The sequence below is a fragment of the Streptomyces sp. ME02-8801-2C genome (genome assembly GCF_033793965.1).
Taxonomy (GTDB): domain Bacteria; phylum Actinomycetota; class Actinomycetes; order Streptomycetales; family Streptomycetaceae; genus Streptomyces.
This window is the reverse complement of the sequence record NZ_JARAXP010000018.1, coordinates 103,266-122,407: the sequence shown is the minus strand read 5'-3', so window position 1 is coordinate 122,407 and position 19,142 is coordinate 103,266. Positions and strand designations below refer to the sequence as shown.

At 68.9% G+C, this 19,142-nt stretch carries 17 protein-coding genes and 2 pseudogenes; 11 read left to right on the top strand and 8 right to left on the bottom strand.

Annotation, left to right across the window (positions count from 1 at the left end; translation table 11 throughout):
* Nucleotides 1-145: 145 nt before the first annotated feature.
* Together PV396_RS38035 and PV396_RS38030 are read right to left on the bottom strand one after the other, a co-directional pair.
* Nucleotides 146-302 (bottom strand): annotated as a pseudogene (locus PV396_RS38035) (SMI1/KNR4 family protein); the annotation flags it as partial.
* Nucleotides 303-313: 11 nt separating this feature from the next.
* Nucleotides 314-1,012 (bottom strand): TetR/AcrR family transcriptional regulator, encoded by a 699-nt coding sequence (locus tag PV396_RS38030; protein WP_319212670.1) that lies wholly within the window; start codon nt 1,010-1,012, stop codon nt 314-316.
* Nucleotides 1,013-1,187: 175 nt separating this feature from the next.
* Here PV396_RS38030 and PV396_RS38025 point away from each other — a divergent pair, with 175 nt between their 5' ends.
* From PV396_RS38025 to PV396_RS38005, 5 genes and pseudogenes are all read left to right on the top strand, one after another.
* Entirely contained in the window at nt 1,188-1,682 is a 495-nt protein-coding gene (locus tag PV396_RS38025; RefSeq protein WP_319212669.1) for a (2Fe-2S)-binding protein, read from the top strand.
* Nucleotides 1,679-2,677 carry a xanthine dehydrogenase family protein subunit M gene (locus PV396_RS38020; RefSeq protein ID WP_319212668.1) on the top strand — a complete coding sequence of 333 codons (999 nt, stop codon included), beginning with the start codon at nt 1,679-1,681 and terminating at the stop codon, nt 2,675-2,677. The genes PV396_RS38025 and PV396_RS38020 overlap by 4 nt, the downstream gene beginning before the upstream one ends.
* Complete coding sequence (locus PV396_RS38015; RefSeq protein ID WP_319212666.1) at nt 2,674-4,917, top strand: xanthine dehydrogenase family protein molybdopterin-binding subunit; 2,244 nt, start codon at nt 2,674-2,676, stop codon at nt 4,915-4,917. Before PV396_RS38020 ends, PV396_RS38015 begins: the two co-directional genes overlap by 4 nt.
* A 236-nt stretch (nt 4,918-5,153) precedes the next feature.
* Nucleotides 5,154-6,287 (top strand): XdhC/CoxI family protein, encoded by a 1,134-nt coding sequence (locus PV396_RS38010; RefSeq protein WP_319212665.1) that lies wholly within the window; start codon nt 5,154-5,156, stop codon nt 6,285-6,287.
* A gap of 277 nt (nt 6,288-6,564) precedes the next feature.
* Nucleotides 6,565-6,675, top strand: a pseudogene (locus PV396_RS38005) (CoA-transferase); the annotation flags it as partial.
* Between the two features lie 91 nt (nt 6,676-6,766).
* Here the strand turns inward: PV396_RS38005 and PV396_RS38000 are convergent.
* Complete coding sequence (locus PV396_RS38000; protein ID WP_319212664.1) at nt 6,767-8,188, bottom strand: aldehyde dehydrogenase family protein; 1,422 nt, start codon at nt 8,186-8,188, stop codon at nt 6,767-6,769.
* Between the two features lie 81 nt (nt 8,189-8,269).
* Between PV396_RS38000 and PV396_RS37995 the strand changes: the two genes are divergently transcribed.
* Nucleotides 8,270-8,923 carry a TetR/AcrR family transcriptional regulator gene (locus PV396_RS37995; RefSeq protein WP_319212663.1) on the top strand — a complete coding sequence of 218 codons (654 nt, stop codon included), beginning with the start codon at nt 8,270-8,272 and terminating at the stop codon, nt 8,921-8,923.
* Nucleotides 8,924-8,987: 64 nt separating this feature from the next.
* The gene (locus PV396_RS37990; protein ID WP_319212662.1) at nt 8,988-9,206 is read left to right on the top strand and encodes a hypothetical protein; all 219 of its coding nucleotides are present in this window, start codon (nt 8,988-8,990) and stop codon (nt 9,204-9,206) included.
* Between the two features lie 201 nt (nt 9,207-9,407).
* On the opposite strand, the gene PV396_RS37985 is transcribed toward PV396_RS37990, so the two are convergent.
* Complete coding sequence (locus PV396_RS37985; protein WP_319212661.1) at nt 9,408-10,352, bottom strand: alpha/beta hydrolase; 945 nt, start codon at nt 10,350-10,352, stop codon at nt 9,408-9,410.
* 261 nt (nt 10,353-10,613) lie between these two features.
* Entirely contained in the window at nt 10,614-11,267 is a 654-nt protein-coding gene (locus PV396_RS37980; protein WP_319212660.1) for a CGNR zinc finger domain-containing protein, read from the bottom strand.
* Nucleotides 11,268-11,390: 123 nt separating this feature from the next.
* On the opposite strand from PV396_RS37980, the gene PV396_RS37975 reads away from it, so the two are divergent.
* The 4 genes from PV396_RS37975 to PV396_RS37960 all read left to right on the top strand — a co-directional run bounded on the left by PV396_RS37975 (nt 11,391) and on the right by PV396_RS37960 (nt 15,502).
* The gene (locus PV396_RS37975) at nt 11,391-11,852 is read left to right on the top strand and encodes a hypothetical protein (RefSeq protein WP_319212659.1); all 462 of its coding nucleotides are present in this window, start codon (nt 11,391-11,393) and stop codon (nt 11,850-11,852) included.
* Between the two features lie 44 nt (nt 11,853-11,896).
* Nucleotides 11,897-12,685 carry an enoyl-CoA hydratase/isomerase family protein gene (locus tag PV396_RS37970; RefSeq protein WP_319212657.1) on the top strand — a complete coding sequence of 263 codons (789 nt, stop codon included), beginning with the start codon at nt 11,897-11,899 and terminating at the stop codon, nt 12,683-12,685.
* Nucleotides 12,686-12,726: 41 nt separating this feature from the next.
* Entirely contained in the window at nt 12,727-13,443 is a 717-nt protein-coding gene (locus tag PV396_RS37965; protein ID WP_319212655.1) for a flavin reductase family protein, read from the top strand.
* A 241-nt stretch (nt 13,444-13,684) separates the two neighbouring features.
* Nucleotides 13,685-15,502, top strand: coding sequence for a GMC family oxidoreductase (locus tag PV396_RS37960; protein WP_319212653.1), 1,818 nt, complete (start codon nt 13,685-13,687; stop codon nt 15,500-15,502).
* Nucleotides 15,503-15,822: 320 nt separating this feature from the next.
* Here PV396_RS37960 and PV396_RS37955 read toward each other — a convergent pair whose 3' ends face one another.
* From PV396_RS37955 to PV396_RS37945, 3 genes are all read right to left on the bottom strand, one after another.
* A complete protein-coding gene (locus tag PV396_RS37955) occupies nt 15,823-16,392 on the bottom strand; it encodes a TetR/AcrR family transcriptional regulator (RefSeq protein ID WP_319212651.1) in 570 nt (189 codons plus the stop codon).
* A 246-nt stretch (nt 16,393-16,638) separates the two neighbouring features.
* A complete protein-coding gene (locus PV396_RS37950; RefSeq protein WP_319212649.1) occupies nt 16,639-17,940 on the bottom strand; it encodes an SNG1 family protein in 1,302 nt (433 codons plus the stop codon).
* Between the two features lie 354 nt (nt 17,941-18,294).
* Entirely contained in the window at nt 18,295-19,119 is an 825-nt protein-coding gene (locus tag PV396_RS37945) for an SDR family oxidoreductase (protein ID WP_319212647.1), read from the bottom strand.
* Between the last annotated feature and the right edge of the window lie 23 nt (nt 19,120-19,142).

The following is a 19,142-nucleotide window of genomic DNA, read 5'->3' as shown; positions in this document are numbered from 1 at the left end:
GGTGACCGTTTGAGCCCGGCAGCCGGGATCATGACGACCCTTTCAATCGAACGACATCGTCACCCTCTGCGACCGCTCCCCAAGATCTGTGCCAGACCCCGGTTCCCGGGTTCTCGCTCAGCTTCTGTGGAATGGTCACTGGTAGTCAGATCTTCGAAGCGAGACGGTACCGATGCTGATGAGCATGGAGTCGCGCTGAGGTGAGTTCCAGGGCTCGGTTGTCCAGGCCGGCGATCATGTGGTCGAGCCATCGTTCGTACCAGGCGAGGAAGTCCGGGGGCTGAGGAGACGTTCGGGCCCCACCGGAAGCTGATCAGGACTCCCGCTCACCCTCGCCGGCGCCGCGCTTTTCGACCGCGTAGCCGTCGAGGAACAGCGTCACCGCGCGCCCGATCGTCGCCGCCATCTCCTCTTCGGTAATCGTCTCGCCGAACAGCATGCGCTCGCCGAGTTCGCCATAGGTGAGCATCCTGAACTGGCCGCACGCGACCTCGGGGTCGGGGATCGCCAGCCTGCCGGCTCTGACCTGCCCGCGTAGGTATGTCTCGAGCGTCGAGCGCATCACCCCCATCACTGTCTTGGGGATCTCCGCGAGCTGAGGGAGGCGATCGACCTCGCCTATGACGAGCCGGTAGATGGCCACTCCGCGTGGGGTCATCCAGTCGCGGGCTATCTGCATCGCGAACCTGGTCAGCACCTCCTCGGGTTCGCCGGTCATGGTGGTCTTGGCGTCCAGCATGGCCGTGCATGTCCGCGCGGCGAGGTCCTCCACCACGGCGACGAGCAGTGCGTCCTTGGTCGGGAAACGGGCGTAGATGGTCTTCTTCGACACCCCGGCGTCCTGTGCGATGCGCGAGATCCTGGCCTCGGAGAACCCGTGTGTGACGAACTCGTCGCAGGCGACCGACATGAGGTGGCGCATGCGCGCCGCGAGCGCGGCCTGCGGCGGCCGGCCCGGACTGACGCCTGCTGGTCGTTGCCGTTTCGAGTTGGCGGACTCTTCCGTCGACATGGCTCCAAGACTGACACACCGCCGGAGTGATGGAAGCCACGGGATTGACAAAGGAACAACTGGTTCCTTTAATCGTCAAACGCTGGCTTGGCCGCTTCGTAGACCCTGCGTCGCAACAGCGCGCCCAAGGGCTGGCGACCCGCGCTGTCGGCCGTCGATCCTCACCTTCAAGGACGTGACCCCATTGCCCGAGCTTCGACTGCGGATCAACGGAGAAGACCACATCGCGGACGTCGCGCCGCAGGTCAGCCTGCTCGACATGCTCCGTGAGCACCTGTGGCTCACCGGCACCAAGAAGGGCTGCGACCAGGGCGCGTGCGGTGCCTGCACGGTCCTGGCCGACGGGCGGCGGATCAACTCGTGCCTGGCGCTGGCGGTGCAGTACGAGGGCCGTGAGATCACGACCATCGAAGGCGTCGACCACCCGTTGCAGGAGGCGTTCGTCCGCACCGACGGATTCCAGTGCGGCTACTGCACGCCGGGCCAGATCTGTTCGGCGATCGGGATGCTTGCCGAGCACAAGGAGGGCGCGCCCAGCGCGGCGACCGAGCACCTCGCCGACACCGGCGAACTGGACGACGCCGAGATCCGGGAGCGGATGAGCGGCAACCTGTGCCGCTGCGGCGCCTACAACGGCATCGTCTCGGCGATCAAGGAGGTCGCGAAGTGAAGTCGTTCTCCTACCTCAGCGCCCCGGACACGGCCACCGCACTGCGCACGATCGCGGACAGCGATGACGTGAAGTTCCTCGCGGGCGGCACGAACCTCGTCGACCTCATGCGCGAGGGCATCGAGCACCCGGCGACGGTCGTGGACATCACCCGCCTGCCGCTGACCGGGATCGAGGAACTTGCCGACGGCACCCTCCGCGTCGGCGCGCTGGTGACCAACAGCCGCCTCGCCGCGGACCCCCTGGTCAGGACCCGCTATCCGGTGCTGGCCAAGGCGATCCTCCTCGGGGCCTCGGCCCAGCTGCGGAACATGGCGACGGTGGGCGGCAATCTGCTGCAGCGCACCCGCTGCATGTACTTCTACGACGAGGCCTCCGCCTGCAACAAGCGGGTGCCCGGCAGTGGTTGTGACGCGATCGGCGGGTTCTCCCGCGGCAGTGCGGTGCTGGGGGCGAGCGAACACTGCATCGCGACGCATCCCTCGGACATGGCGGTGGCGCTGGTGATGCTCGACGCGGTCGTCGAGGTCGAGAGCGTGCGCGGTGTGCGACGGATCCCGGTCGCCGACTTCCACCAACTGCCCGGCGACACCCCGCACATCGAGACGGTGCTCGCCGCCGACGAGCTGATCACGGCCGTGGAAGTGCCGCCGGTGTCAGTCGCCGCGCACTCGCGCTACCGCAAGGTCCGCGACCGAGCGTCCTACGCCTTCGCGTTGGTCTCGGTCGCCGCGGCGCTCGAGGTCGCCGCCGACGGCCGCATCACCGAAGCCCGCCTTGCACTCGGCGGCATCGCGACCAAGCCGTGGCGGGCACGCATCGCGGAACAGCTTCTGCTCGGCGCCGAAGCCACCGACGAGAACTTCGCCAGGGCTGCCGCCGCGGAACTCGCCCCCGCCCTGCCCCAGTCCGGCAACGCCTTCAAGATCGACCTGGCCCGGCGGACGGTCGTGGCCGTGCTGCGGACACTCAACGCCGAGCGGAGCGCATCGTGACCACACACACCTGGACAGACACTGAGCCCGGCGCGGACGCCACCGTGCCCGTCGGGGGCGCGGTCGGCCGGCCGGTGGACCGCAGGGACGGTCACGCGAAGGTGACCGGGGCCGTGCGGTTCTCCGCCGAGCACCACTACCCGAACCTCACCTACGCGACGCTGGTCCATTCCACCGTCGCCCGTGGCACGATCACCGGCATCGACACGACCGCGGCGGCCGCGGTGCCCGGCGTCGTGGAGGTCCTCACCCACCTCAACGCGCCGAGGATCCGCCCGGAACGCAACCACAACATCGTGCGGGACCTGGGACCGAGCGTGTCGGGAACCAGCCTCGACTACCTGAACACCGATCAGGTCCATTGGGACGGCCAGCCGATCGCCGTCGTGGTCGCGGAGACCTCGGCCGCGGCGAACGAGGCCGCCCACCTCGTCGAAGTGACCTACGACCTGCTGCCCGCGCGCGTGGACTTCGCCACCGAGCAGCACAACGCCACCCCGGCCAAGGGCGACCTCACCTTCGCCGGCCAGACGAAGAAGGGTGACGCGGAGGCGGCGCTGGCCGCTGCGGAGGTGTCGGTCGACCTGCGCTACACCACGCCCGGCCTGCAGCACAACGCGATCGAGCCGCACGCGACGGTCGCCGTCTGGGACGGTGACCGTCTCACCGTGCACGACACCACGCAGGCCATGGACCAGACCCACCGCTACCTGGCCTGGCGGTTCGGTGTGCCGGCGTCCCACGTCCGTGTCCATGCCGAGTTCCTGGGAGGCGGCTTCGGCGGTAAGTTCGCCGTCTGGCCCGGCACGGTCATCGCGGCGATGGCGGCCAAGGCAGTCGGACGGCCCGTACGCCTGGCACTGACCCGCCAGGCCGTCAACCGCGCCACCGGTGGGCGTACCGCCTCGACCAACCGGATCGCGCTCGGCGCGACCCGCGACGGCCGGCTCACCTCACTGATCCAGGACAGCGTCACCCGCACCGGCTCGGCCGGGGGCCTGCTCGAGGCGACCAGCTCACCGGCCCGGCACCTCTACGGCGCCCAGAACATGCTGACCCGGCAGAACCTCGTCTCCATGGACCTGGTGCCCAACACCTGGCTGCGCGCCCCCGGCGAGGCGATCGGCAGCTTCGTACTGGAATCCGCGATGGACGAACTCGCCTATGAACTGTCCATGGACCCGATCGCCCTGCGACTGCGCAACGAGCCCGCAAAGGACCCGACCGGCGGCAAGAAGTTCTCCCAGCGGAATCAGCGTGAAGCCTTCGAGGCCGGCGCCGAACGCTTCGGCTGGGCGGACCGCAACCCAGAACCCCGCTCCATGCGCGACGGCGAGTGGCTCGTCGGCATGGGCACGGCCACCGCCTACCACCCGGTCCTGCGCCTGGTCGCCGACGTCAGGGTGCGGCTGAGTGACGACGGCAGCGCGCTCGTGCAGTGCGGTTTCCATGAGATGGGCATGGGCGCCGCGACCGTCCAGGCACAGATCGCCGCGGACGCGCTCGGCATCGCGTACGAGAAGGTTCGCGTCGAGTACGGCGATTCGGCCCTGCCGACCGGCCCGATGGCCGGCAACTCCAACCAGACGGCGACAGTGGCCACCAGCCTCCTCGCCGCCTGCGCCGAGCTGACCCGCAAGGTGAGCGCGCTCGCCCGGCGTACGGGCACGACCGGCCAGGAACCGGCAGCCGCCCTGCGCGCAGCGGGGCGCCCGTTCCTCGAAGCCTCGGTCGGGTCGGACACCCGACGGGGTCTGCTGGGCAGTCAGAGCCGGTTCCTCACCACCTTCCTGAAGGACCAGCGCTGGTCCAAGGCCGCCCGCGGCGCGCAGTTCTGCGAGGTCCGGGTCAACGCCGACACCGGCGAACTCCGGATCTCACGCTGGCTCGGCATGTTCGACGTCGGCCGCATCATCAACCCCAAGACCACGGCCAGCCAGCTCCGCGGCGCCGTGATCATGGGCATCGGCATGGCACTGTCGGAACAGAGCCTGATCGACCCCCGCAACGGGCGCACCATGAGCGCAGGCCTCGATTCCTACTACGTTCCCGTCCACGCCGACATCCCCCCGATCGACGTCGCCTGGCTCGACGAACCGGACAAGACCATGCCCCTGGGCATCATCGGCCTGGGCGAGGTCGGCACGACCGGCGTGGCGGCCGCGATCGCGAACGCCGTCTACCACGCCACCGGCAAGCGGATCAGGGACCTGCCGATCACCCTGGACAAGCTGCTGTGACCGGCGCAGCCTTGCTCCACCGTTCGGCTCGAGCGCCGCACCGCAGCCGTCGTCGCCTCGAACGAGACCCGCGGCCTCGAGCCGGACGACGGAATCGGGAAGCCGCGACTATGCCGCTTCCCGGCCGACCGGCAGCTCTCTGACGCGGTTCTCAGCCGAGAGCTTTCGACAACGCCCCTGTTGGCTTACGGCGTCGGCCAACGGGCCTGATCGCACTGTCCTGTTCAGGAGACGACATGATGGACATCGCCCAAGAGCTCAGCGACTGGGCCGCTCGCGGGCGCGATTTCGCCGTCGCCACGGTGGTGGCCGTCACCGGCAGCACACCCCGCCCGGCCGGCGCCACCCTCGCCGTCGACAGCGACGGCACGGTCATCGGTTCCGTCTCCGGCGGATGTGTCGAGGGCGCCGTGTACGAGCTGTGCCTACAGGCGCTCCGGGACGGCGCGCCGGTCCTCGAACGCTTCGGCTACAGCGATGCGGACGCCTTCGCCGTCGGCCTGACCTGTGGCGGCATCATCGACATCCTGGTCACCCGGGTACGTGCCGGGACAACGGACGCCGACGTTGTCGCGGCGGCGCTGGCCGAGGCCTCGGCCGGCGCGCCCGTGGCGCTGGCCCGCATCGTCGACGGGGCCGGTGCGCTGACAGCGCGGCCCCTTCTCGTACGGCCTGATGGTTCCCGCGAGGGCTCCCTCGGCGGCCGCCCCGCGCTGGACGCCGCCGCGGCCGCCGCGGCCCGCGCCATGCTTGATGCAGGCCAGACCGGCACCATGACCATCGCCGAGGGTGGCTCGCACTGCGAGGGCCCAGTCACGTTGCTCGTTGAATCGAGCGTTCCACCTCCCCGCATGATCGTCTTCGGAGCGATCGACTTCGCTGGCGCGCTGGTGCGGATCGGCAAGTTCCTCGGCTACCGCGTCACGGTCTGCGACGCCCGCCCCGTGTTTGCCACAGCCGCCCGGTTCCCGGAGGCGGACGAGGTCGTCGTCGACTGGCCCCACCGCTTCCTGGAGACCGCCGACGTCGACGGCCGAACCGTGCTGTGCGTGCTGACCCACGACGCCAAGTTCGACATACCCCTGCTCCGGATCGCGCTGCGGCTACCGGTCGCCTACGTCGGCGCGATGGGTTCGCGCCGCACCCACGAGGACCGCACACGACACCTGCGTGCGGCCGGAGTCACCGAGCTCCAACTGGCCCGTCTACGCTCGCCGATCGGCCTGGACCTGGGCGCCCGGACACCGGAAGAGACCGCCCTGGCCATCGCCGCGGAAATCGTCGCCGACCGGCGCGGCGGTTGCGGCATGCCGCTGACCGGTACGGACGGCCCGATTCACCACGACGCGGCCGTGTTCACCCCTGCCTGACGCGCGACCAGCGGTCCTCGTAGCGGCCCATGAGCGCCACGCCACAAACAACGAACCGACGCGAGCGGATGACCGTGTCACCTGGAGCAGCCACAGTGGAAAGCCACGGGCTGCACCGGGCGATCGTGGCGCTGATGTCCGCCCATACCGTCATCGACCATCGCCGATCTGTCGCAGGTCGACGACGGCTACGTCCTTGACATGATCCACGCGTTCAACGATGCCGCAGGTGCACGGCCCGGAGGGGCGGTATGCCCCTCTCCGCCCCTGTTTGCCGCAGGTTGCGCAGAACGGCGACCTGACCAACTGGGCCGTCCCCGGGAAGCTGGTCAAGGGCATGGGCGGCGCCATGGACCTCGTCCACAGAGCCCGGCGGGTCATCGTGCTCACGGCAATCGTCGTGACGACGAGGGTCGTCCGCTCTGGCTGCGGAGCAGTGATCACGTCGACCTCACGCTCTTGCTCGTCGGCGAACCGGCTCACGTGATGCGTCGCAGGACGCGCTCCTTGAGAGGGGTGTAGGGCGGAGTGGCCACGCCCAGCGTGTCGGGCTTGAGCGGCTTGTCGAGGACGGCCTTGAGGTGGCTGAAGGTGTCCAGGGAGTACGAGCCGTGATAGCGGCCCATGCCGCTCTCACCGACACCGCCGAAGGGCAGGTCGAGCACGCCGAGCTGGAGGAGCGAGAGGCCGAAGACCAGGCCGCCGGAGGACGTCTCCGCGGTCAGGCGCCGCTTGGAGCGCTTGGACGCGGTGAAGGCGTACAGGGCCAGCGGCTTGTCCCGTTCGGTGATGAAGGCGATCGCCGCGTCCAGGTCGGGGACCCGGACGATGGGCAGGATGGGGCCGAAGATCTCGTCGCGCATCACCGGGGAGTCGGGGTCGACGTCGGCCAGCACGGTCGGGGCGATGTAGCGGGTGTCGCGGTCGTGGTCGCCGCCCACGACGGTCCGGCCGTCCTTCAGCAGGCCGGCCAGCCGGTCGAAGTGGCGCTCGTTGACGATACGGCCGTAGTCGGCGCTGCGAGCCGGATCGATGCCGTACATCTCACGTATCGCCTCGACCAGGTGCGCCTCGATCTCGGCGCCCGCCTCACCGATCGCCAGCACGTAGTCGGGTGCCACGCAGGTCTGGCCCGCGTTCATGAACTTGCCCAGGGCGATACGGCGGGCAGCGGTGGCGAGGTCGGCGCCGGGTTCGACCACGGCGGGGCTCTTGCCTCCCAACTCCAGGGTCACCGGGGTGAGATGACGGGCCGCGGCGGTCATCACGATGCGCCCGACCGCGCCGTTGCCGGTGTAGAAGATGTGGTCGAAGCGCTGTTCCAGCAGGGCGGTCGTCTCCTCCACGCCGCCCTCGACGACGGCCACGGCCTGCGGGTCCAGGACCCGGGGCAACCAGTGGGCGAGCACGGCCGAGGTCGCGGGGGCGACCTCGCTGGGCTTGAGGACGACGGCGTTGCCGGCGGCCAGGGCACCGATGACCGGCGCGAGCGCCAGATTGACCGGGTAGTTCCAGGGGGCGATGACCAGCACGACACCCAGCGGCTCACGCACGGTCCAGGCCCGGGACGGCATCAGCGACAGGGGCACGGAGGCTCTCTTCGGACGCAGCCACCGGTCGAGATGACTCAGGGTGTGGTCGATCTCCCTGACCAGGAAGCCGATCTCCGCCATGTGGGACTCGGTCGCGCTCTTGCCGAGGTCGGTCCGCAGCGCCTGCGCGAACACGTCCTCATGCTCCGTCAACAGACGCCTCAGCGACTGCAGTTGCTGCTTGCGCCAGGCGACGGGCTTGGTGCGGCCGGTGTTGAACGTGGCCCGCAGTCGCGCGACGGTCTCCGCCGCAGGGGCCGCCGTGACGGCGATGTCCGGCTGACCGCCGGTGGGTGCGTTGGTGTTCATACCCAGAACCATATACGAAACGAAAGCCTTTCGTTTCGTTTACCTGTATGCTGGGCGTGTGACCTACACCACCGTGACTCAATGTTCTGGAACCGCTCGATGACCGGGACGCAGGCACGTCGGGGACGCCCCCGCGATGCCTCCCGCGACCGTGCGCTGCTCGACGCGACTCTCGCCGTTCTCACCGAGAGCGGCTACGGCGCGCTCACCACCGCCGCCGTCGCGACCCGCGCCGGGGTGTCCACCGCCACCCTCTACCGCCGCTGGCCTTCCAAGGAGGTCATGGTCGTCGACGCCGCCGCCGCGTACGCCAAGGAACTGACGGCCGAGTCGGACACCGGCACCCTCGAGGGTGACCTGCGTGCCCTGCTCCGGGACAAGGCGGCTTCCCTGACCGGCAAGGAGGGAGGAGTGCTGCGCACCCTGATCGGCGAGGCCGCCTACAGCCCCTCCCTGGCCGAGGCCCTCGAGAACGCCTTCATGCTGCCCGTGCGCCGACGCATGGAGGAGATGACACAGCGTGCGGTGGACCGGGGCGAGATACCACCGGTGGAGCACGCCGACCTGCTCGGCGACCTGGTGATCGGTCCCATGATGAGCAGGTTCTTCCTCACTCCCCTGCCGCCGAACCAGGTCGACCCCGCCATCGCCGCGGAGACCGCCGACTCCATGGTGTTCTTCCTTTTGCGCGCCTTCGGACACCAGAGGCCAAGCACGGTGGCGAGCGATAAGTAGCCGACCGGCCGACAGCCCTTCGAGGAGGACCACGAGCGGGCCGACAGGCAGACGCATTGGACGGGTGACGCGCACGGCCCGCCGGGTCAGCGGCCTCGAAGGCGGCTGGAGCCGGCGCGCGCGGTCCGTCAGCCGGGCGTGCTCGTCGGTCAGCTCCTGGGCGGCGTACACGGCGCTCGCCCACACCCGTGGCGGCGCGTGCCGACTGGGCGCGGACGTCCGTGAGGCAGCGGACTTCATCACCCACGGGAAGCGTTCCAGCTCGTCGTCGACAACGCCGTAACGTCCGTCGGCGACCATCCGCGTCAGAGTCTTCAAGTGCGCTGCCGCATGCGGATTCCCGGCCAGGTCCGTGCCCTTCGGGTTGCGCGGCGCCGGTCCACCAGGAACTTCACGCGGAGAGGCTGCCGAAGACGTCCAGACCGCCCTGGACCCGCCGCCGCGGCCATCCGGCTGACGGCGGCTTCGGGGGCAGAGTGATGAGTCAGTTGTCCAGAAAGCTCAGAATGTGATCGGCGACCTGCTTGGGCTGTTCGAGGTGCAGGAAGTGTCCGGCGCGGGGTACGACGACGCGTTCGAGGCCTTTCTTGAACACGGCGTCCATGCCGTCGCTCACCTCCACGGAAAAGCAGTTGTCGTCGGCCCCGTGGAGATACAGCGCCGGGATGGTGATGGCACCGCTCGCCCGGGCCTCCAGCGCTCGCGCCGCCTCCTCGGCGGGGGGTGAGAACAGCTGGCGGTAGTAGCCCAGGATCTCGGTCAGCACTCCTGGAGCACGGAGGGTTTCCTTGAGCGCGGCCCGCTCCGCATCCGGCAACTCGTAGCCGGGCGACCACTCCCGCCAGAGCCGGTCGATGAAGGCGAAGTCGTCGAGCGCGACGGCCGGTTCCGCCAGGGCCGTCTGGAAGAAGAACATGTACCAGCTGCGTCGCTGCTGGTCGCCGTCGGTGAGCCAGGCGGTTCGCAGTTGCGGCCCGTAGGGGACCGCCATGCCGACAATCTTGCGGACGCGGGTGGCGTCGAGGCTCGCCGCCGCGTACGCCGCCCGGGCGCCGAGATCGTGACCGATGAGATCCGCCCGATCGCGCCCGAGCGCTTCGATCAGGTCCAGGACATCCTGCCCGGTCGCTGACGCGCGATAGGAGCCGTCGGGCGCCGCGCCATCCGGCCAGTATCCGCGCTGTGCGGGAGCGACCGCCCAGTAGCCGTCCTGGGCGAGGCGATCGAGCATCCCTGCCCAGGAGCCTGCATGGTCGGGAAAACCGTGAAGGCACAGGACGAGGGGCCCACTGCCGGCCTCCAGGATCGGAACCTCCCGGCCCCCTGCCTGAATCGTCCGGCGACGGATACCGTCACCGGCGGAGGACCCACCTGTCGTCGCGTCCTCGCCGGACGAATGCGTCGGCGGTCGCTGTGTCTCGGATGCCATGCGTTCAACCTCTCCAGGCCGCTGTCGCGGCGTCACGGGCCGACAGGCCCGGACCGAGTAGTAAGTCCTGACGTCATCGAGCGGGGTCACGACGACGTCATGCGGGTCGGCCTTTCGTCGGAGCCCTCCCAGCAGGCAACAACCGTACGGCTTTCGCTTATTTCAGCACAAGCGAAAGCCGTGCCCGCCATCGCAAGGAGCAGACCCACCGTGCCGATTTTCGCTGGAGACCCCCGCCGGGGCGACCGACCCGGACGACTTCTACAACCCGCTGGTACGGACACGCTGACGGGCCCGGTGGGCACGCAGGTTCTCAGGGTTGCCGCAGGTCTTGGTGGAGTGCCATACACCGCTGTTATTGCGGGAGCGGTCGAAGAACGCCGTCGTGCAGCGCGTATTACGGCAGATCTTGAGTCGGCGCCAGGCGTCCGCCTGCTGAGCCTGGAACACCTCGAGCAGCACCAGGGCGGCCACATACCGCCAGCCCTGACCGCGAGGCTCCAGGACGGCCCGGCCGGTGCGGTCCATCCGCACCGCCGCGGCCGCGACATGAACGGCTGGCGCTACGGTCTGGTCGTCGGCATCCATGCCGTCTTCGTCTCGTGAGGCGAGAAGCCGCCGCAACTCTGCACGCAGGCCGCGCAACTCCTCGAGATCACTCTCGGTGAGAGGCACCTGCGCGGCGACCTGCCCCCTCTCGCGCGCCCAGCAGTCCAGCGCCTGATCGACCCACGCCTGCGCGTCGGAGAGGCCGTCCAGGAGATCCGCCGCCCGGGGTCGGCCGGCAGAAATGGTGTTGAGCAGGTCGTGCACGAGCGCCAGCCCGACCGGAGCCGGTTCAACCTCGTACCGCGTGGACGCGGACCACACCATGACCACGCCTCCCTCTCGCTGACCGGCCAGCTCTACCGACATGACCGTGACCGTTTGGCCACTGGCTCAGGGTACGACATCTCCCCCCTCTTGAAGTGAAAGAAGTCAAAGGCGTATGGTCCTTTCATCTTGATTGGTGACGCAGCCACAGGAAGGGTGTCGCTCATGAGCTCGTCCGACCCCCGGAGCCCCCAGGAGACTCCCCCTGCCACCGCGGGACCGGGCGGCAGGACAGGCCGAGGTCTGCCCCTGCGGGGTCTGCCGTACATCCCGCAGACCCCCGCACCGCACCCGACCGTCACCACGACCCACGGGTACGGCGGAGTGGTCCGCGAAGCCCGCGTTCTGCTGTTCCCGACCCCTTCGCCGAGTCGGCGACGCCGATCGCCGCAACGCGCCGTGCCCCAGGCACCCACCTCGCACGCAGGCCGCGCTCGACTTCTGCTCATGTTCGTCGGCCACGACGACCACCTCATCCCCACCGACCTCGGGCTGACGGCCCACGAACGAGCCCTGGAACCCGAGCGGCTGACGTTCATCGGCGGTGGCCACTTCGCCCTGTGCAGCACGCAGTCCCCCATAGCCGCGCAGTCCGCCTTGGACTGGTCCGGCAAGCACCTCACCTGACCGACGGCGACCCCGTCCGCACTGTCTCGAGCCAAGGAAGTCCCATGTCCGTTCTCACCCACTCCCTCGACGGCGACGTCGCCACGATCGTCCTCGACAACCCCCCGCAGAACCGCTTGGCACCCGAGTTCACCCAGGAACTCAGCGAAGCCGTCGACGCCATCACCCGCAGCCCGGCCCGCGCCGTCCTACTGCGGGCCGAGGGACCCGACTTCAGCTACGGCGGCGACTTCCGGCCCTGGCTCGACGCCGACCGCACCAGCCTGCGAGCCGACTTCGACCAGATCATGAGCGTGATCAACCGGTTCGAACAGCTCCGGCTCCCGGTCGTGGCCGCGGTGCAGGGGCTGTGCTTCGGCGGCGGATTCGAACTCGCCCTGCGCGCCGACATCATCCTCGCCGGCCAGAGCGCCCGCTTCGGCCATCCCGAGCAGTCGCTCGGCATCGTCACCCTCCTCGGCGGAATCCACCGGGTGGCCGAACGGGCCGGCCGGGCACGCGCCTACGAATGGGCACTGACCTCCGAGCAGGTACCCGCCACGGTCATGGCCGAGGCCGGCGTCATCAACCGCGTCGTCCCCGACGACGAACTGCGCGCCGAAGCCGAGGCCTTCGCCCAAAAGATCGCCCAGGGCCCCACCCGGGCCCACGTCGTGCACAAGGCGCTGCTGCGCGCCTGGGCCACGGGCGGCATCCCCGCCGCCGACCAGCAGCTGTTCGACCTCGCCGTCCCCCTCTACGAGACCGAGGACGTCAAGGACGGCCTGGCCTCCGCCGCCAAGGCCCTCAAGGAGGGCCGCCCCCGCCCCGTACTGCCCTTCAAGGGCCGCTGACCTCCAACTCTCCCCCCACACTCACCACCAAGGGACACCACATGATCATCGACTCGGCCGATCTGGACGCGAAGTCCGCCTACAAGCTGCTCATCGGCAGCGTCATCCCCCGCCCCATCGCCTGGGTGAGCACCCTGTCCACCGAAGGCGTGGGCAACCTGGCCCCCATCTCCTTCTTCACGGTCGTCGGGCGCAAGCCGCCCCGGATCTCGCTGTCGATCCAGCCGCGCTCGGACGGGGCCACGCTCAAGGACAGCTTCGTCAACATCCGGGACACCGGCGAGTTCGTCACCAACATGGCCACCCTGCCGCAGATCAACGGGCTCAACCGCAGCGCCTTCGAGTTCGAGCCCGATGTCGACGAGTTCGACGCGGTCGGGCTGGAGAAGGTGCCGTCCGAAGCCGTTCGCCCGCCGCGTATCAAGGGGGCGCCCATCGCCTTCGAGTGCACCGTCGAGCACATCTTCTCGGCACCCGACGGGCTCAACAACGTCGTCTGGGGCAACGTGGAGCGCTTCTACATCCGAGACGACCTCTATGTGGGCGGCCGGATCGACTTCGGTGCCATCGCTCCGGTGGGACGACTCGCCGCCGAATACACCGTCGTGGACAACGCGTTCGAGGCGCCGCTCGACGCCGAGGTGGTCCAGGAGCGCGCCGGCCGCCGTATGGTGCGGCTGGACCGCAAGGACACGCACTACTCGCCGATCGACACGCCCGCCTGGTCGCCGTCCGGCTCCACAACGACACTCGACTAGACCGCCAGGACGTGACGAGGTGACACCCCTCACGGGTCCGGCAGACCGCCTGTCCAGCACCCCGAGTCCGGTGCGGACCGCGCCGACCCGCCGGTGTGTCACCTCGCCCCCGTCCGCTCAATTGCTTGTGACCTCATAAGCGTCCGGTTCAGCAAGCCTGTCACTGCCTGCTTCACCCGCACGACCGCGCAGCCGCCCACCAGAACGGCTCCGAGTCACCCGTTCTCAATGAGGAGAGCACGTGTCACGGAAGAACTCTTCCACGAAGCCAGACGAACACAGAGACGACTCCGCGTACGACTACGACGTGGTCGTCGTCGGCTCCGGTTTCGGCGGATCAGTCACCGCCCTTCGGCTCACCGAAAAGGGCTATCGCGTAGGCGTGTTGGAAGCGGGCCGCAGGTTCACACCCGGCTCGCTTCCCAAGAACTCCTGGGACGTCAGGAACTATCTCTGGGCACCGAAGCTCGGCCTGTACGGCATCCAGCGCATCCATCCGCTGGGCAACGTGATGGTGCTGGCGGGGGCCGGGGTCGGGGGTGGTTCCCTCAACTACGCCAACACCCTGTACGAACCTCCGAGGCAGTTCTTCGAAGACCCGCAGTGGAAGGACATCACCGACTGGGAAGGGGAACTGAAGCCGTACTACGACCAGGCCCGGCGCATGCTCGGGGTGCGGCTCAACCCGACGACGACCTCGGCCGACGTTCACCTGCACGCGGTCGCCGAACGGATGGGCGTGGGCGACACCTTCCACATGGCCCCCGTAGGGGTCTTCTTCGGCGACGGCCAGGACGCCGACGGGACGACGAAGGCCAAGCCGGGAGAGGAGGTGGCCGACCCGTACTTCGGTGGCGTCGGTCCGGCCCGCAAGGCCTGTGTCGAATGCGGTGAATGCATGACGGGCTGTCGCCGCGGCGGGAAGAACAGCCTCAACGAGAACTACCTCTATCTCGCCGAGCAGGCCGGCGCCGTCGTCCACCCCATGACGACCGTCGTCTCGATCACGGACGACTCGCCGGACGGGTACACGGTCAGGACCCGGCCGACGGACCGGAAACACAAAGGCGCCGGCCGCACTTTCCGGGCGCGGAACGTCGTCATCGCGGCCGGCACGTACGGTACGCAGACGTTGCTGCACCGGATGAGGACGGGCGGCCAGCTTCCGCACATGTCCGAGCGACTGGGCGATCTGACCCGCACCAACTCGGAAGCCCTGGTGAGCGCGCACGCAGACGTCCGGCGCCACCGCAAGGTCGTCGGAGGGCAGAGCGCCGACTTCACGCGCGGTGTGGCGATCACGTCTTCGATCCACCCCGACGAGAACACCCACATCGAGCCCGTCCGCTATGGCAAGGGATCGAACGCGATGGGTGCCGGGTTCGTCCTGCAAGTCCCGTACGCCGAGGGCTCGTCGAGGTTCCTGGGCTGGCTGGTCAACGTGGCGAAGCACCCGGTGCTCATGGCCCGCTCGCTCTCCAACCGCCGTTGGTCCGAGCGGACGATCATCGGTCTGGTCATGCAGTCGCTGGACAACTCGCTCACAACCTATCTGAAGCCGAAGGGCGTGGGGAAAGGACTGCTGCTGGCTCGTCAGGGCCATGGGGCGCCCAACCCCAAACAGATCAAGGCGGCTTCGGAAGCCGCCTCGGTCATCGCCGCCGAGGTTGACGGCTTCGCGGGCAGTAACGTGGGCGAGCTGATGGGCATGCCGCTCACCGCGCACTTCCTGGGCGGCTGCCCCATCGGGGACACTCCTGAGACCGGCGTGATCGACCCGTACCACCGGCTCTACGGACACCCTGGCATCTCAATCGTCGATGGAGCGGCGATCTCCGCCAACCTCGGAGTCAACCCGTCCCTCACGATCACGGCCCAGGCCGAGCGCGCGATGTCGGCCTGGCCCAACAAGGGCGAGGAGGACCCGCGTCCAGCACAGGGAGCGACCTACAAACGCCTGACGCCTGTGGAACCCCGTCACCCGGCAGTCCCCTCCGACGCCTTCGGCGCCCTGAGGTTGCCCTTCCTGGGGATGCCGACGGTGCCGCCGAAGAGGTAGCCACACCGCACCGCGCGTTCTGAGAAGGGGCTCGGACGGACACGGGATGCCGTGGGCGTTGACCAGGCCCACAGCGGCTCGTGGGCGCTTGTTGCAGGCCGGCCGCTGCGGCAGCTACGTGGAAATCCCGTGCGAGTAAGCATGCGGGAAGCGCAGTCGGCGGGCTTCGCGGGGAAGCCCGGCATCGCCTGGGCCGGCGCCGAAGTCACCAGCTCGGCATCGGTCAACCGCGGCGGGCGCCCACCGCGACGTCTCCAGACGGTCATCCACATGCACGTGAAGCGCCGTCAAGAGTGGGCCCGGATCAGTCGCGAGGTGCGTCAACGCACGCCTGCACTGTCGAGCAGGACTCCCACGGTGGGCCCGATGAGCGCAGCCAGGTTCTCGGCCCTGATGCTCGCGCGGGCTACGGCGCCGTCGAAGGTGAGGCTGAGCTGCCTGGCCAACAGGTCGGGATCGCTCGCCCCACCCCGTTCGGCCTCGGTACGGAAGAAGGCCGTCAGATTCCCCTTGGCCCGGCGGACCACCTGGCTTGCGGGATGGCCCTCATCCTTGAGCTCGATCTGTACGGCAAGGTAGCGGCAGCCTCGGAATTCCGGCGCGCCCGCCTGGGACTCCACTTGCTCGAACACGTGCAGGATCCGCTCGCGCGGCGGGCGACCATCGTCCGCTGCGGGCAGAAGTCGCGCCGCGAAGGCAGTGATGCGTTCCTCCAGGCTCACCGTCAGGAGTTCGTCCTTGCTTTCGAAGAGCTGGTACATGGAACGCTTCGACACCCCTGCGGCCTTGCACAGCGCGTCGACACCGATGCCGACGCCTTCTTGGTAGGTGAGCGTGGCGGCTGCTTCCAACAGGCGCTCGCGGGGAGTCGCCTTCGCCTGGGTTGTCATAGTTAGAGGTTAACTCCATTCCGACGAAAGGAAAACCGATCGGTTTCCAGGGTGGAGCTCGGGTGATGGCGGGTCCAGGCTTCATGACCGAAGGGCATCTGGGTCCGAGCGGAGGGCTCGGCGGCGGCTGCATGAGTATCGCCGCCGAGCCCTTGGGGGGGTGCACGCCTCCCGCCCCCACGAAGCGACGCGCACTGAGGGCCACTCGCACAATGGCCCCGTCTCTGGTGTCGTGAGTAGGGGCCGCTACGCCTTGACGGCAGGCTCGTTGTGCTTCGCCTCCGCGGCGGTGGTGCGGTGCAGCCCCTTGCGGTCGTACCAGCTCGTCGTACCGAAGCCGAACAGTGCGGCTGCCGCGAGGCCGACGGCCATCATGACCCACCCCCGGGTCAGGCCCGCGTCACCCTGGGCGTCGTAGTAGAGGATCGAGCGGATGCCCCCGCTGATCTGCCGCAGCGGCTCGAACTCGGCGAGGAAGCGGTAGAAGCCGGGCAGCGACTCGATCGGGGTGGTGGCGCCGGCCGTCGGCACGGCCATCGCGATGAAGACCAGCGTGACCACCAGCATGCCGGGCGTACCGAAGACGGCGAGCAGAGTGAGGGCGCCGATGCCGGAGACGGCGATGGCGGCAACCGAGTACAGCCACAGCAGCGGCAGGTGGGAGGCGTCCATCCCCATGATGCCGATCGCTCCCACCATGACCAGGGTGCCCATCAGCAGGGACAGGGCGGCCATGAGGGTGCTGCTCATGGCGAGGCTCTGCACGCGGGTGGCCCGGATCAGCGGGCGGTGGATGCGCAGCGGGCCCATGTCGTTGTGGGTGTAGCCGAGGGCGTGGTCGACCTGGCCGCTGATCACGTTGGCGGCGAGCATGCCGCAGACGACGAGGACGAGCGCGTAGTAGAACGCCGACAGGCCCAGGCCGCTGTGCGAGTCGAGCGGATGCCCGTCCTCGACGGTCACCGCCACCGGATCGGCCAGCAGGACGCGGGCCGCGGTCGGCAACTCGGCCTGCTGGGCGCCGGCCTGCGCGGTCAGCTGCTTGCCCACCTGGAGCGAGGCACCCTCGGCCGCCGTGGTCGTCGCCTGCCGTGCCATGCTCGAACCCACGCTGCCGGCGGACTGGTTGGTCAGCACCGTCAGCTGCGGGCGAACCGGATTCCCGGTTGCCGAGGGTCCGGTCAGCGCGGTGACGGAGGAGGTGAAGTCGGCGGGGACGACGAGCGCACCGTACAGCTTGCCCTTGCCGAGTTCCTCCTTCACCTCCTTCTCATCCATCACCTTCCAGTCGATCTTGCCGCCGCCCGCGGTGGACGTCTTGATCGACCCGGTGATCTGCGCCCCGAGGTTGACCTGCTTGCCGCCGACGTCGGCCCCCTTGTCGGAGTTGACCAGGCCGACCGGCAGATTCTTGGTATGGCCGACCGGGTCGACGTTGGGGCCGACATAGAAGATGCCGAACAGGATCGCGAGGACGCCTGTGATGACGCCGCTTGCTATCCAGAGGGGCCTGGCGCGCAGCACGCGGAAGGGGTGGATTCCATTCATGACTTACTCCGGTCTGGACAACACATCTGCATCGGGAGGAGACCGGACGGCGCCATTGCAGGCCGGGAGCCTCTGGGGGTTCAACCCTCGGTCTGCACAACCGCAGGGGAACACGGTGACCGCTCGGCAACTCACTGGATCACGGTCGTGACCGCCCCCGTGGGAAGCCAGCCGGTTTCATCACCATCATAAACCGGTCGGTTTCCAGCCGCTGAATCGAGAGGGCACTCCCGAGGGGGCGGCGGTGGGCAGTTCACCGCCGCGAGCGATCGGTCGGCGTCGCCTGTGGTCAGGTCGTGGTCTCGCCGGCGCGGCAGAAGTCGGGGACCTCCGATTGAGGAGGTCTGGAGAGTGTCAGTGGCCGGGCCCACTCGAGCGCATCTGCCACTGGGTCATTGCGCCGAAGGCCAGAACGTTGGCGCGGCGGGTGGTGAAGCGCGAGGTCAGGGTCATCACCCAGTTGAAGGTGCCGGAGACGACGCTTGGCGGCGGGTTGCGCCGGTCCAGGGTGCGCAGTGCGGTGGTGACCACCTGGCTCGGGGTCTGCAGCCGGACACCGCGGGCCATGTCGTCGGAGCCGGCCGTGTCGAAGAACTCGGTGCGGGTGGGGCCCGGGGAGAGGGCGAGCACGCGCAGGCCGGTGCCTCGCGATTCCTGCCACAGCGCCTCGGTGAAGTTCAGCACGAAGGCCTTGGTCGCCCCGTAGACGGCGGCGTTGGGCCAGGGCTGGTACCCGAGTGAGCTGGCGGTGTTGACCAGGACCCCGGTCAGCCGGCCGATGAACGCCCTGGTGACGTCGACCAGGCTGGCCACGTTCAGGTTGATCTCCTGCTGGACGCGTGCCGGGTCCTCCTGGCGGAACGGGCTGTGGGTGCCGAAGCCGGCGTTGTTGACGAGGCTGGTGACGGTGATCCCACGCCGGGCCACCTCCTTGGCCAGCGCTTCGCCCGCGGCCGGCACGGTGAGGTCGAACGGCACCACCGTGACGGTGATCCGGTGCTTCGCGGACAGCTCGTCGGCCAGGGCCTGAAGCCGGTCCGCACGGCGGGCGACCAGCACGAGGTTGGAGCCGCGCGCGGCGAACTGACGGGCGAACTCCGCGCCGAGTCCGGCACTTGCCCCGGTGATCAATGTGGTCTGGCTGCGGTAGTCGATCTTCTTCATGACGGTCAGGGACACGGCACCCTCGCGGGCACCACCTC